Annotated in this window: 14 protein-coding genes; 8 read left to right on the top strand and 6 right to left on the bottom strand. The window is 67.0% G+C overall.

Features of this window, described 5'->3' with window-relative positions:
* Nucleotides 1-439 precede the first annotated feature (439 nt).
* The 4 genes from M2352_RS13340 to M2352_RS13325 all read left to right on the top strand — a co-directional run bounded on the left by M2352_RS13340 (nucleotide 440) and on the right by M2352_RS13325 (nucleotide 4,485).
* Complete coding sequence (locus tag M2352_RS13340) at nucleotides 440-2,554, top strand: putative bifunctional diguanylate cyclase/phosphodiesterase (RefSeq protein WP_264665363.1); 2,115 nt, start codon at nucleotides 440-442, stop codon at nucleotides 2,552-2,554.
* Between the two features lie 509 nt (nucleotides 2,555-3,063).
* Entirely contained in the window at nucleotides 3,064-3,501 is a 438-nt protein-coding gene (locus M2352_RS13335; protein WP_264664964.1) for a DUF29 domain-containing protein, read from the top strand.
* Between the two features lie 117 nt (nucleotides 3,502-3,618).
* Complete coding sequence (locus tag M2352_RS13330) at nucleotides 3,619-3,846, top strand: hypothetical protein (RefSeq protein WP_264664963.1); 228 nt, start codon at nucleotides 3,619-3,621, stop codon at nucleotides 3,844-3,846.
* A 45-nt stretch (nucleotides 3,847-3,891) separates the two neighbouring features.
* Nucleotides 3,892-4,485, top strand: a complete 594-nt coding sequence (locus M2352_RS13325) for a hypothetical protein (RefSeq protein ID WP_264664962.1) — start codon at nucleotides 3,892-3,894, stop codon at nucleotides 4,483-4,485.
* 99 nt (nucleotides 4,486-4,584) lie between these two features.
* Here M2352_RS13325 and M2352_RS13320 read toward each other — a convergent pair whose 3' ends face one another.
* From M2352_RS13320 to M2352_RS13295, 6 genes are all read right to left on the bottom strand, one after another.
* Complete coding sequence (locus M2352_RS13320; RefSeq protein WP_264664961.1) at nucleotides 4,585-4,785, bottom strand: hypothetical protein; 201 nt, start codon at nucleotides 4,783-4,785, stop codon at nucleotides 4,585-4,587.
* A gap of 451 nt (nucleotides 4,786-5,236) precedes the next feature.
* Entirely contained in the window at nucleotides 5,237-5,698 is a 462-nt protein-coding gene (locus M2352_RS13315; protein ID WP_264664960.1) for an arsenate-mycothiol transferase ArsC, read from the bottom strand.
* Nucleotides 5,699-5,724: 26 nt separating this feature from the next.
* Nucleotides 5,725-6,207 (bottom strand): UPF0262 family protein, encoded by a 483-nt coding sequence (locus tag M2352_RS13310; protein WP_264664959.1) that lies wholly within the window; start codon nucleotides 6,205-6,207, stop codon nucleotides 5,725-5,727.
* Nucleotides 6,204-7,508 carry a histidinol dehydrogenase gene (hisD, locus tag M2352_RS13305; RefSeq protein ID WP_264664958.1) on the bottom strand — a complete coding sequence of 435 codons (1,305 nt, stop codon included), beginning with the start codon at nucleotides 7,506-7,508 and terminating at the stop codon, nucleotides 6,204-6,206. The genes M2352_RS13310 and hisD overlap by 4 nt, the downstream gene beginning before the upstream one ends.
* Nucleotides 7,492-8,202: an ATP phosphoribosyltransferase gene (hisG, locus tag M2352_RS13300; RefSeq protein ID WP_264664957.1), complete on the bottom strand. Its 711-nt coding sequence runs from the start codon at nucleotides 8,200-8,202 to the stop codon at nucleotides 7,492-7,494. Before hisG ends, hisD begins: the two co-directional genes overlap by 17 nt.
* Nucleotides 8,203-8,301: 99 nt before the next feature.
* Nucleotides 8,302-9,171 carry an NAD(P)-dependent oxidoreductase gene (locus tag M2352_RS13295; protein WP_264664956.1) on the bottom strand — a complete coding sequence of 290 codons (870 nt, stop codon included), beginning with the start codon at nucleotides 9,169-9,171 and terminating at the stop codon, nucleotides 8,302-8,304.
* A 189-nt stretch (nucleotides 9,172-9,360) separates the two neighbouring features.
* On the opposite strand from M2352_RS13295, the gene M2352_RS13290 reads away from it, so the two are divergent.
* The 4 genes from M2352_RS13290 to gatB all read left to right on the top strand — a co-directional run bounded on the left by M2352_RS13290 (nucleotide 9,361) and on the right by gatB (nucleotide 13,037).
* Nucleotides 9,361-9,588 (top strand): SMc00767 family acetate metabolism repressor, encoded by a 228-nt coding sequence (locus M2352_RS13290; protein WP_264664955.1) that lies wholly within the window; start codon nucleotides 9,361-9,363, stop codon nucleotides 9,586-9,588.
* Between the two features lie 143 nt (nucleotides 9,589-9,731).
* Nucleotides 9,732-10,019: an Asp-tRNA(Asn)/Glu-tRNA(Gln) amidotransferase subunit GatC gene (gene gatC / locus M2352_RS13285; RefSeq protein WP_264664954.1), complete on the top strand. Its 288-nt coding sequence runs from the start codon at nucleotides 9,732-9,734 to the stop codon at nucleotides 10,017-10,019.
* On the top strand, nucleotides 10,019-11,500 hold the full coding sequence (gene gatA / locus M2352_RS13280; RefSeq protein WP_264664953.1) for an Asp-tRNA(Asn)/Glu-tRNA(Gln) amidotransferase subunit GatA: 1,482 nt from the start codon (nucleotides 10,019-10,021) through the stop codon (nucleotides 11,498-11,500). Before gatC ends, gatA begins: the two co-directional genes overlap by 1 nt.
* A gap of 85 nt (nucleotides 11,501-11,585) precedes the next feature.
* Nucleotides 11,586-13,037, top strand: a complete 1,452-nt coding sequence (gatB, locus tag M2352_RS13275; protein ID WP_264664952.1) for an Asp-tRNA(Asn)/Glu-tRNA(Gln) amidotransferase subunit GatB — start codon at nucleotides 11,586-11,588, stop codon at nucleotides 13,035-13,037.
* Nucleotides 13,038-13,099: the final 62 nt, after the last annotated feature.

Raw genomic sequence — 13,099 nt, 5'->3', positions numbered from 1 at the left:
GGAGCAGCCCTCTGTTGCCGCCCCGAAGGAACCGGGTGAGCGAAGAGCTGCATTGCAACAAAATTTCGCTCTTTCATTCCTAATGGATGTTTACACTCTTGCAGAGGCGGGCCGGTTAGTTCTTATTGAGAGACAAGGGATTTCGTAACGCGTGCGCGTTTCGGTTGCTCCGAACATTAGTCATGGCTATACCTTTCGCAGGTTATATGCCTTTTGACGGGTATCACCGGTCACGGATGGCGGCGGGGGGTGCCGGTGCCGGTTGTGACGGGTTGCCGCTGCCAGGAACGTTCCGGCCACCGCAAGGGCAGGGGCCGGGGGCGGCGCTAGAACACGAGGGTTGATGGTGGAAACGGGTTCGGCAGCATCCATGCGATCCGTGCCGGCGCAGCCGGCGGGCGGATATCGGGCACCCTGTTCGCCCTGCGCCCCGTCGGATATGCCGGAGGTGGCGTTCCTGGCGTCGCTGGCGCGCAGCCTGCTGGACCACACGCCCCAGGCGCTGTTCTATCTGGATGCCCATGGGCACATCCGCCATCTGAACGGCCCGGCCGGGCGGCTGCTGGCCGAACAGGACGGGGGGGCGGACGCCGCCGCGGTTCTGGCCGGGCGGCTGCTGGCCGAGATCGCCCACCCGGCCGCCGCCGCCCTGGCCCGCGCGGTGGACGAGGCGCGCGCCGCCGCCGCCGCCAGCCCGGTGGACGTGGTGCTGAACCTGCCCGACGGCGGCCACCGGCTGCTGACCGGCGGGGTGGTGCCCCACCGGCACGACGACGGCACGGTCGGGTTTCTGGGGCTGCTGCACGACATCACCGACCGCCAGCGCATCGCCGATTTCCTGCTGCGCCGCGACCCGTTCGTGAACACGGTGCTGAACGCGGTGGTGGACGGGGTGGTCATCGCCGACCGCGCCGGCGTCATCCGCACCATCAATCAGGCGTGCTGCCAGCAGTTCGGGTACGAGGCGGACGAGCTTCTGGGCCAGAACCTGTCGGTGCTGATGCCGCCGCCGTTCTCCCGCGATCATCACAAGTACATCGATTCCTACATGGACACCGCCCGGCCCAAAATCATCGGGATCGGGCGGGATTCCCTGGGCAAGCGCAAGAGCGGCGCCGTCTTTCCCATCCACCTCAGCGTGGGCGAGGCGCGCATCAACGGCGAGGTGGTGTTCGTCGGCGTCATCCGCGACATCTCCGACCGGCTGGAAGCGGAACAGCGGGCGACATACCTGGCCCGCCACGACGCCCTGACCGGCGTGCTGACCCGCAGCGCCTTTCTCGACGAATGCGAATCGGTGCTGGCCAATTCCCGCAACGTGCCGGGGATGGAGGGGTGTTACGCCCTCTACACCCTGGACGTGGACCAGTTCAGCGACGTGAACGAGGCGTTCGGCTTCCACGTCGGCGACGCGGCGCTGAAGGCGCTGGTCAGCCGGGTGATGGAGGTGCTGCCCAAGGAAACCTACATCTGCCGCATCGCCGCCGACGAATTCGCCGCCCTGTCGCGGGTGCCGGGCGGGCAGGAAGCGCAGGAACTGGCCCACACCCTGCACGACCGCCTGACCGCCTCCATCTACGCCGAACGCCACTGGGTGCGCCTGCGGGTGTCGGTGGGGGGCGCCATCTGCGACGAGACGGTGCAGCGGCTGGAAGAGCTGAACACCAAGGCCAAGCTGGCGTTGCAGGCGGTGCAGCACAACGGCGGCAACTCCGTCTGTTTCTACACGCCCGAGATGGCCGCCGCCGCCACCCGCCGGATGCTGCTGACCATGCATCTGGCCCACGCCATCGAACGCAACGAGCTGCATCTGGTCTATCAGCCCATCGTCGATGCGGCCACCGGCCATGTGAAGAGTGCCGAAGCGCTGCTGCGCTGGACCCACAATTCCCTGGGCGCCATTTCCCCGGCGGAATTCATCCCGGTGGCCGAGGAAAGCGGGCTGATCGTTCCCATCACCGATTGGGTTCTGACCACCGCCGTCCACCAGATGCTGGCGTGGGAGGCCGACGGGGTGCTGCCCGACCGGGTGTTCATGAACATCTCGGGCCAGCAGTTCCTGCGCGGCAACCTGACCCACCGGCTTCAGGAACTGCTGCGGGACCACCCGCAGCTTCAGCACCATCTGGGGCTGGAGATCACCGAACAGGCGGCGGTGCGCGACCTGAAGGCGGCGGTGCGCACCCTGGGCGAGCTGGAAAGCATCGGCGTGCAGGTGGCCATCGACGATTTCGGCTCGGGCTATTCCTCGCTCAGCTATGTGCAGCAGTTGCCGGTGGCCAAGCTGAAGATCGACCGCGCGTTCGTGGTGGACGTGCCGGAAAACGCCAAGAACGTGGCGCTGGTCCGCGCCGCCGTCGGCATGGCCCACGGTCTGGGGCTGGTCACCGTGGCCGAGGGGGTGGAAACCGCCGAGCAGCAGCGGTTCCTGCGCTCCATCGGCTGCGACCTGTTGCAGGGCTATCTGTTCGGCCGCCCCATGGCCCCCGCGGCCCTGGCCGACATGATCCGCGCCGAACAGGCCCCCGTTCTCCCCGCCGGTGACGCCATCTGAACGGGGGACGGCGGCGGTTCCCCCACGGGCGCCCGGTTGACGGTGCCCCGGAAGGCACGGTATCGTCACATCACGCCCCGTATGGGCGTGGCCGGTCCTCAATATTGTGAATAATGTGGCGCACCAGAACCACCCCATCCCCCCGTGGCGTCTTGTGCCGCGGGAACGGCCCTCTTGCGAGTTGTTGCGTTACTGACAGAACGCGGAAATCGGCAAGACCAGTGCAAGACTCTGGAAAAAAGTACGTTTGAGAACAGGCTGTTCCAGCCACCCTTTCCCCTGCACGCGCAGGGATGAACCCAGCTACAGCATGTTGGACGCCTGGGCGAAATTCTTTCCCCTGCACGCGCAGGGATGAACCCGAAGCCTATGTCGTGGAAGAGCTGGGAAAGGTCTTTCCCCTGCACGCGCAGGGATGAACCCCCAGGGAATCACCGACCATGCCGGCGAATCGCTTTCCCCTGAACGCGCAGGGATGAACCCGAGAATGAGGACGAGGAGATCTCGTTATGGGCACGAGCCTCTACGAAAGCGGCTTCTACGCCTGGGCCAATGAACAGGCGGCCTTGCTCCGGGCGGGGAAACTGTCCGCCGCCGACATCGCGAACATCGCTGAGGAGATCGGGAGCATGGGCCGCAGTGAAAAGCGCGAATTGGTCAGCCGGCTGACGGTGCTCGTGCCCCACCTGCTGAAGTGGCAGTATCAGCCAAGCCGGCGGGGCACGTTGTGGGAGGCGTCCATTGCCAACACGCGGGATGATCTGATTGATCATTTGGCGGATAACCCCAGCCTCAAGGGCCGGCTCCCGGAATCGGTTGAGGCATCCTATCGGCGAGCACGCCGTGAAGCGGCCGCGGAAACCGGCCTGTCCGCAGCACCCTTCCCTGCAACCTGCCCCTGGCCGTTCGAACAACTCATGGATGAAGCCTTCTGGCCGGAGGACTGATCCCCGCCGGGCTGACCGGCCATGCGTGCCCATGCGGCGTTTGATCCCTTGCGCAATGGGCATTTTTTGCCTACCCTTTTTAACCGGGTGTTATCCACTCGTGCGAGGGAGAGGGCGATGGGCATCAACGGTGTCGGCGGCTATGGTGGGTACGGTGGCTATCAGCCCTCCACCACGGCGCTGCAGAGCGGCCCCACGGCGTCCGTTCAGCAGGTTCAGGATCCCAATCAGCAATCGCAGGACAACAGCAACAGCACCCGCGATGCACAGGCGGCCAACAACCAGCCGCCCAGCCCCGGACAGGTCACCGCCACCCGCGGCAACAACCTGAACATCGTGGTCTGATCGATCCGTTCGCGGTCTTTCGCAGCCGGTTGAGCGGAGGCAGCCATGGACGTCAAAGCGATCGACAGCATCGCGTTGGCACGTTCCGCCGCCGCCACCCCGCGGAGCGCGTCCAGCGCCGGTGCGGGAAGCAGTGCCGTTGCCTCCGGGGCGGCGGCATCCACGGGTGATTCGTCCGGCGCCGCCGGAGCAAGCTCCGGCTTCATCTACATCAGCCCGGTCGTCCGCTACGATCAGGCGGCCCGGCTGGCCGTGCTGTTCTACCGCGACCCCGACACCGGCGCCACCCGCGACCAGATCCCCGCCGAGCAGGTGGTGGAGGAATACCGCCGCGCCAATCTGAGCCACGATTCCGCATCCGGCCAGGGTGCCACCGTCAACAGACGGAGCGGGGAGACGCCCGCCACCGGCCAGACGGACGGCACAGCCACCGATGGCCGCACGGCGGGGGGCTTTTCCGCCACCGGCAACCGCGGCTCCGGCACGTCCGCCGCCGCCCTCTATCAGGCCGCCGCCACGCTGGGCGGGCAGGGGGGCGGAACGGGAAGCGTGCCGGCGGTGGGCACCGCCGTCCCCGCGGCGGGCGTTTCCGGCAGTGCCGGCGCGTCATCCGGCGGGCGGGTGTCGGTCACGGTGTGATCCGCATCCCCCGGACCCCAGCATGAAAAAAGACGGCCCCGCGCGGGGAACACCCGTGCGGGGCCATTTTCGTGTGCGTGATCCGTGGCGCGGTATCGGTTACCGGCTGCGGGCCAGGGGCTTGCCGGCCAGCACCTGGGCGGCGGCGCGTTCGGCGTGGCGGACGTGGCGGAACACCCGGCGGTCCAGTTCCTTGAACGCCCAGTCGGACGCGAAGAAGGTGTAGCCGCCGTGCCCACCCACCACCAGACCGGCGGGGGTTCCGTGGACTTCGATGGCGAAAGCGTTGGTGTTGGTCATGGTCGTCGCTCCTGCACCGGGGCGCTCACAAGCGTCCGCCCGGCTTGATTCGTCAGAGAACAGATCGGTAGGGGCCATGGGGACAGCCCATGGGAATGGGATGCGCGGCTCAACAGCCGCAACGCATCCCGGTTCCACAGGGGCCACACATGGGACACAGCCGGCTCATCGGAGGGGCGGGGGAGCGGCGCTTCACAATCATGCCGGGGGCAAGCAAAAGGGTGGTCATGCCCGGAGTCTCCTGACAATCCAAAATCGGACAAAGACCCACGACGGTATCGTGGCGCTTTAGCGTTTGGTGACGCGGCGCAAGCTGCTGAGGTCAAATTCCCGCGAGACGGTGGTCCCGTCTGTCCCTGTTTCTACAGCCGGGCGGCGGGGGAGTCAATTCCCTATTTATCGCGTAGTGATAAAAATATAATTTTAACGACAAAAAACCGTCATATAGTCCCTAGACGCTGGGTCCGCGGCTGAGGGGGAAGCGCTCCTTCACCCGTTCCAGCAGCCCGTCGCGCACCTTGCGGTACGCCTCCAGCATGGCATGGCGGTTGCCGTCCACCAGGGTGGGGTCGAAGGTGGGCCAGAATTCCACGTCGCAGGCCATGGTGCGGGTCATTTCGATGGCCCGGTGCTGCGCTTCCGGCGACAGGGAGATGATGAGGTCGAAGGAGGTGTCCTCCAGCTCCTCGAACGTCTTGCAGACATGGCGGGACAGGTCGATGCCCAGCTCCTCCATCACCGCGACGACGAAGGGGTCGATCTCGTCCGCATCCCGCACCCCGGCGGAATCCACAAAGATCTTGTGGCCCAGGAAATGGCGCAGCAGCCCCGCCGCCATGGGCGACCGGATCATGTTGTAGGTGCAGGCGAACAGCACGCTGCCCACGGGAAGCGGCTGTAGGACATGGGCCATGAGAAACGCCGTTCCGCCGTTGCCGTTCAGCCGCGAATGTGCAGGACGCAGATCAGCGTGAACAGCCGCCGCGCCGTCTGCAGGTCCAGATCCACCTTGCCCGCCAGCCGCTCGCGCAGCAGTTCCGAGCCTTCGTTGTGCAGGCCGCGGCGCCCCATATCGACCGCTTCGATCTGGGACGGCGTGGCCTTCTTGATGGCGTTGTAATAGCTCTCGCAGATGATGAAATAGTCGCGCACGATCGACCGGAACCCGGTGATCGGCAGCACCACCTTGTCCAGCCCGCCGTCGTCGCTGTCGCGCACGTCGAAGATCAGCCGGTTGTCCTCGATGGACAGGTGCAGGTGATAGGGACCGGCCTCCGCGTGGTCGCACAGGCAGAATTCGTTTTCCTCCAGCAGGTCGAAGATGGCGACGGCACGTTCGTGCTCCACCTCCGGCTTGCGGCGGACGACGGTCTTTTCGTCCAGGGTGACGTGAACGATGCGGCGGCTGGTCTTGGCGCTCACGCGGTGCCTCCCTTCAGGCGGATGGCCACGGACAGGGCGTGCGCCCCCAGCCCTTCCGATTCGGCCAGCGTCACCGCCGCCGGGCCGATGGCGTTCAGGGATCGGGCGTCGCACGCGACGAAGGTGGTCCGCTTCATGAAATCCAGCACGTTGAGGCCGGAGGAGAAGCGGGCGCTGCGCGCGGTGGGCAGCACGTGGTTCGGCCCGGCCACGTAATCGCCGATGGCTTCCGGCGTGTAGCGGCCCAGGAAGATGGCGCCGGCGTTGCGGATGGTGGCCGCCAGCGCGTCCGGGTCGTCCACCGCCAGTTCCAGATGCTCGGGCGCCAACTGGTCCACCAGCGCCGGGGCATCGGCCAACAGGTCGCGCACCAGGATGATCGCCCCGTGTTCGCGCCAGCTTTCCCCGGCGATGGCCGGGCGGTTCAGGCGGGTCAGGTGATCGTCCACCGCCGCGGCCACCGCATCGGCGAAGCCCGCGTCGTCGGTGATCAGGATGGCCTGGGCCGAGGTGTCGTGCTCGGCCTGCGACAGCAGGTCGGCGGCGATCCAGGCGGGATCGTTCTTTCCATCGGCCACCACCAGGATTTCCGACGGGCCGGCGATGCTGTCGATGCCGACGGTGCCGTAGACCTGCCGCTTGGCCGCGGCGACGAAGGCGTTGCCGGGACCGACGATCTTGTCCACCGGCCGGATGGTGGCGGTGCCGTAGGCCAGCGCCCCCACCGCCTGCGCCCCGCCGATGCGGTAGATCTCGGTGATGCCGCAGCGGTGGGCGGCGGCCAGCACCAGCGGGTTCAGCGTGTCGTCGGGGGTGGGCACCACCATGACGATCCGCTCCACCCCCGCCACGCGGGCCGGCAGCGCGTTCATCAGCACCGACGACGGGTAGGATGCCGTGCCGCCCGGCACGTAGAGGCCGGCGGCCCCCACGGCGGTCCAGCGCGCCCCCAGCCGCACGCCCGCGGCATCGCGGTAATCGGTGACGCCGGGAAGCTGGATGCGGTGGAACGCCTCGATCCGCTCCGCCGCCAGGTCGAGGGCGGCCAGAAGCTCCGCACTGCACCGGGTCAGCGCCGCCTGCACCTCGTCCGCGCCGATGCGCAGGCGGTCCGCGGTGAGCGTCATGCGGTCGAAGCGCGCGGTGTAGTCGATCAGGGCGTCGTCGCCGCGGGTGCGCACGTCGTCCAGAATGCCGTGGACGATGGCCTGGACATCCTCGCTCACCTCGCGCTTGGCGTGGAGCAGGGTGGTGAAACCCTGGGCGAAACCGGCGTCGCGGATATCAAGCCTGAGCGGCATTCACGGCCTCCCGGAAACGTTCGATCCAGTTGGAGATTTCATCGGGCCGCGTCTTGAACGCGGCGCGGTTGACGATCAGGCGGGAGGACACCTCGGCGATGTTCTCCACCTCCACCAGCCCGTTGGCCTTCAGCGTCGAGCCGGTGGACACCAGATCCACGATGCGCCGGCACAGGCCCAGCGTAGGGGCCAGTTCCATGGCGCCGTTCAGCTTGATGCACTCGGCCTGGACACCCCGCGCGGCAAAGTGCCGCTTGGTCACCTCGGGGTATTTGGTGGCGACGCGCACATGGCTCCACCGCGACGGGTCGTCGTTTTCCATCAGCTCTTTCGGCTCGGCGACCGACAGGCGGCAATGGCCGATGCCCAGATCCAGCGGCGCGTAGATCTCGGGGTAATCGAATTCCATCAGGACGTCGTTGCCGGCCACGCCCAGATGCGCCGCCCCGAACGCCACGAAGGTCGCCACGTCGAACGACCGCACCCGGATGATGCTGAGGTTCGGGACGTTGGTGGCGAAACGCAACAGGCGGCTGTTGTCGTTGTCGAACTCCGCTTCCGGCACGATGCCGGCGTGGGTCAGCAACGGCCGCAGCTCCTTCAGGATGCGCCCCTTGGGCAGCGCCAGCACCAGCGCGTCGTCGGGCGCGGGGGCGATGTCCTGAGGACCGGGGGCATGGGTGTCGGCGCTCACGAAAACTCTCCTGGACGGATGACGGCCCGTAACGGTGACGGGGCTGGATCGGAGTGATAGCACATTCCGCAACCCCGTCACGAGTTTGCAGGTTGAGGATCAGCCCCGCAGACGCTTGATGAGGCTGGAGGTGTCCCAGCGGCCCCCGCCCATCGCCTGCACATCGCCATAGAACTGGTCCACCAGCGCCGTCATGGGCAGGGTGGCGCCGTTGGCCCGCGCCTCGTCCAGGCAGATGCCCAGATCCTTGCGCATCCAATCGACGGCGAAGCCGAAGTCGAAGCGGTCATCGACCATGGTGTGGCCGCGGTTTTCCATCTGCCACGACTGCGCCGCCCCCTTGGAAATGACGTCGAGCGCGCGCTTGGCGTCGAGTCCCGCCTTGCCGGCAAAGGCCAGCGCCTCCGACAGCCCCTGGAGCAGGCCGGCGATGCAGATCTGGTTGACCATCTTGGTCAATTGCCCGGCCCCCGCCGGCCCCATCAGCACGACGGACCGGCTGTAGGCGTCCATCACCGGCTTGACCCGTTCGAACACCGCCGGGTCGCCGCCCACCATGACGGTCAGCACGCCGTTCTCGGCCCCCGCCTGGCCGCCCGACACGGGGGCGTCGAGGAAGTGATGGCCGGTGCTGGCCGCCTTGTCCGCCATCTCGCGGGCCACCTGGGCCGACGCGGTGGTGTGGTCCACCAGCACGGCCCCCGGCTTCATGGCCGCCAGGGCCGCACCGCCCACGGCGCGCACGTCGTCGTCGCCGCCCACGCACATGAACACGATGTCGGCCCCGGCCACCGCCGATTCCGGCGAGGGGGCGGCCCGGCCCGGATGCTGAGCGGCCCAGGCGTCGGCCTTGGCCTGGGTGCGGTTGCTCACGGTCACGGCATGGCCGGCCTTGGCCAGATGCCCGGCCATGGGGCCGCCCATGACGCCCAGGCCCAGGAACGCGACGGAGAGAGGAGCGGTGGTCATCGGATCTTTCCTTGACGGCGGGATCTGTGGTGGTCGGACCATCAGCGTAGGCCGGATGCGGGGTGGTGTGCAAAGGGGACCGTGCGAAAGACGGACGTTGCGCGGGCTTGTGCTGCACCGCCAATGTGTTAAAGACTTTTGCCATGGTGGGCGTGATGCCACCACGAACCAGGGGAAGGAAAAGCCACGATGAGCACCAAAGGCTTTCAGGATGCGCCGCCGGATGAAGGTTCGGCCCTGACGCCCGAGCAGGAAAGCGCCATCCGCATTCTTGCCAACAACCTGCACCGTCTGAACGAATCCGTGGTCAAGGCCGTCGATCTCGGCATCACCGTCGAGCTGATGCGCACGGCCCGTTACCACAACGAATCGGGCAACTGGGGCGACCAGCTCACCCCCGTCATCCGTTCCAAGTAAGGGCGGCGGCCCCCGCGGGGGGCCTGCCCGGACCGGAAACGCCGCGCGCCGCCCATCGGTGTGGCGCGCGGCGTTGCTCTGCCGCGCGGCGGGTGATAGCCTCGCGGCCTTGATTGTTGACGTCGCGGAAGAGAGTAACAGGCATGTCGCTCGACAAGGCCACCGTGGCCAAGATCGCGCATCTGGCCCGCATTCGGGTGCCCGAGGAAGAACTGGATCATCTGGCCGGCGAACTGAGCCAGATCCTGGGCTTCATCGAGCAATTGAACGAAGTCGATACCGGCAACGTCCCGCCGATGGCCAGCACCGCCGCGCAGACGCTGCGCCGCCGGGCCGACGTGGTGACGGACGGCGGCTACGCCGACGCCGTGCTGCAGAACGGCCCCGAAACGGCCGAGGGTTACTTCGTGGTCCCGAAGGTGGTCGAATAATGACCGAGCTTACGCACCTGACCATGGCCGAGGCCCTGACGGGTCTGGCCGACAAGAGCTTTTCCGCAGCCGAGCTGACCGCCGCCCACGTCGCGGCGATGGAAAAGATCCGCCCCCTGAACGCCTACATCACCGAGACGCCGGAACAGGCGCTGGCGATGGCCAAGGCTTCCGACGCCCGCCGGGCGAAGGGGGAGGCGGGGCCGATGGACGGTCTGCCCATCGCGGTCAAGGATCTGTTCTGCACCAAGGGCGTGGCGACCACCGCGGCCAGCCACATCCTGGACGGCTTCGTCCCGCCGTACGAATCCACCGTCACCGCCAACCTGTGGCGCGACGGGGCGGTGATGCTGGGCAAGGTGAACCTGGACGAATTCGCCATGGGCTCGTCCAACACCACCAGCTACCACGGCGACGTGGTGAACCCCTGGACCCCCGGCACGCCGGAGACCTGGACGCGCAAGCTGGTGCCCGGCGGCTCGTCGGGCGGGTCGGCGGCAGTGGTCGCGGCACGCGCGGCGCTGGGCGCCACCGGCACCGACACCGGCGGCTCGATCCGCCAGCCGGCGGCGTACTGCGGCATCACCGGCATCAAGCCGACCTATGGCCGCTGCTCGCGCTGGGGCATCATCGCCTACGCCTCCTCGCTGGATCAGGCGGGGCCGATGGCCCGCACGGTGCGCGACTGCGCCATCATGCTGCGGTCCATGGCCGGTTTCGATCCCAAGGACAGCACCAGCGTCGATATCCCGGTGCCCGATTTCGAAAAGGCGCTGACCGGCGACATCCGCGGCCTGCGCGTCGGCATTCCCAAGGAATACCGCATCCCCGGCATGTCCGCCGAGATCGAGGCCATGTGGCAGAAGGGCATTGAGTGGCTGAAGGCCGCCGGTGCGGTGCCGGTGGACATCAGCCTGCCGCACACCAAATACGCGCTGCCCACCTATTACATCGTGGCCCCGGCGGAATGCTCGTCCAACCTCGCCCGCTATGACGGCGTGCGCTTCGGCCTGCGGGTCGATGGCGGCTCGCTGAACGAGCTGTACGAGAACACCCGCGGCGCCGGCTTCGGCAAGGAAGTGCGCCGCCGCATCCTGATCGGCACCTATGTGCTGTCGGCGGGCTATTACGACGCCTATTACGTCAAGGCGCAGAAGGTGCGGACCCGCATCAAGGGCGATTTCGACGCGGCGTTCCAGTCCTGCGACGTCATCCTGACGCCCACCGCTCCCAGCGGTGCCTTCGCCATCGGCGAGAATTCCGACGATCCGGTGCAGATGTACCTGAACGACGTGTTCACGGTGACGGTGAACCTGGCCGGGCTGCCGGGCATGAGCCTGCCCGCCGGCCTGGGCGCCGACGGTCTGCCGCTGGGCCTGCAGCTCATCGGCAAGCCGTTCGACGAGGAAACCCTGTTCCGCGTCGGCGGCGTGATCGAGGAAGCCGCGCAGTTCACGGCCAAGCCGGGCTTTACGGCGTGATGTGAGCCGGGGGGTGCTGCCCCCCGGACCCCCCGGCAAGGGCGGCAGCCCTTGCATCCCTTCTGGGATCTATGAGAGCGGATCGATGAGCTACATTCAGGGCGAAACGGGCGACTGGGAAATCGTGATCGGGCTGGAAGTCCATGCCCAGATCACGTCCAACGCGAAGCTGTTTTCCGGGGCGGCCACCGCCTTCGGGGCCGAACCCAACAGCCAGGTCAGTTTCGTTGACGCGGCCTTTCCCGGAATGCTGCCCGTCATCAACGAATACTGCGTCGAGCAGGCGGTGCGCACCGGGCTGGGGCTGAAGGCGAAGATCAACCATCACTCCGTCTTCGACCGGAAGAACTATTTCTACGCCGACCTGCCGTCCGGCTATCAGATCAGCCAGTACCAGCAGCCCATCGTGGGCGAGGGCAAGCTGGTGCTCGACATGCCCGACGGCACGTCGCGCACCGTCGGCATCACCCGGCTGCATCTGGAACAGGACGCCGGCAAGTCGCTGCACGACCAGCACCCGGCCAAGAGCTACATCGACCTGAACCGGGCCGGTGTCGCGCTGATGGAAATCGTTTCCGAACCCGACCTGCGGTCGGCGGAAGAGGCGGGGGCCTATCTGCGCAAGCTGCGCTCGATCCTGCGCTACATCGGCTCGTGCGACGGCAACATGGAGGAAGGCTCCATGCGCTGCGACTGCAACGTGTCGGTGCGCCGTCCGGGGGCGCCGTTCGGCACCCGCTGCGAGATCAAGAACGTCAACTCCATCCGCTTCGTCATCGCCGCCATCGAGTACGAGGCGCAGCGTCAGGTCGAGGTGCTGGAGGAGGGCGGCACCATCGTGCAGGAAACCCGGCTGTGGGACACCACCAAGCTGGTCACCCGCTCCATGCGGTCGAAGGAAGAGGCGCACGACTACCGCTACTTCCCCGATCCCGACCTGCTGCCGCTGGAACTGGACCCCGATTGGGTCGAGGACATCAGGAAGACCCTGCCCGAACTGCCCGACGAGAAGAAGGCCCGCTTCATCGAGGATTACAAGCTGTCGGCCTATGACGCCGGCGTGCTGGTGAACGAGAAGGCGCGCGCCGATTATTTCGAGACGGTGGCCAAGGGCCGCGATCCCAAGATCGCCGCCAACTGGGTCACCGGCGACCTGTTCGGCTATCTGAACAAGGCCGGCAAGGAGATCGAGGACAGCCCCGTTTCGGCGGAAAACCTGGGCGGGCTGATCGACCTGATTGCCGACGACACCATCTCCGGCCGCATCGCCAAGGAGGTGTTCGAGACCATGTTCGAGACGGGTGAGAAGCCCGCCGACATCGTGGAGAAGAAGGGGCTGCGCCAGGTCACCGACACCGGGGCGATCGAGGGCGCCATCGACGCGGTGCTGGCCGCCAACGCCGGCAAGGTCGAGGAATTCCGCAGCGGCAAGGACAAGCTGTTCGGCTTCTTCGTCGGTCAGGTGATGAAGGCCACGCAGGGCAAGGCGAACCCGGCGCTGGTCAATGAAATCCTGACGAAAAAGCTGAAAGGCTAAAGGGATGCGGCCAAAGCTCTCAGCGTGTGGGCTTTGGCCGTTTCTGCTGATAAAGAGGTTGG

The organism is Azospirillum fermentarium (assembly GCF_025961205.1).
Classification (GTDB): domain Bacteria; phylum Pseudomonadota; class Alphaproteobacteria; order Azospirillales; family Azospirillaceae; genus Azospirillum; species Azospirillum fermentarium.
Note: the sequence above shows the minus strand (reverse complement) of the source record. Positions and strands in the feature narration are given on the sequence as shown.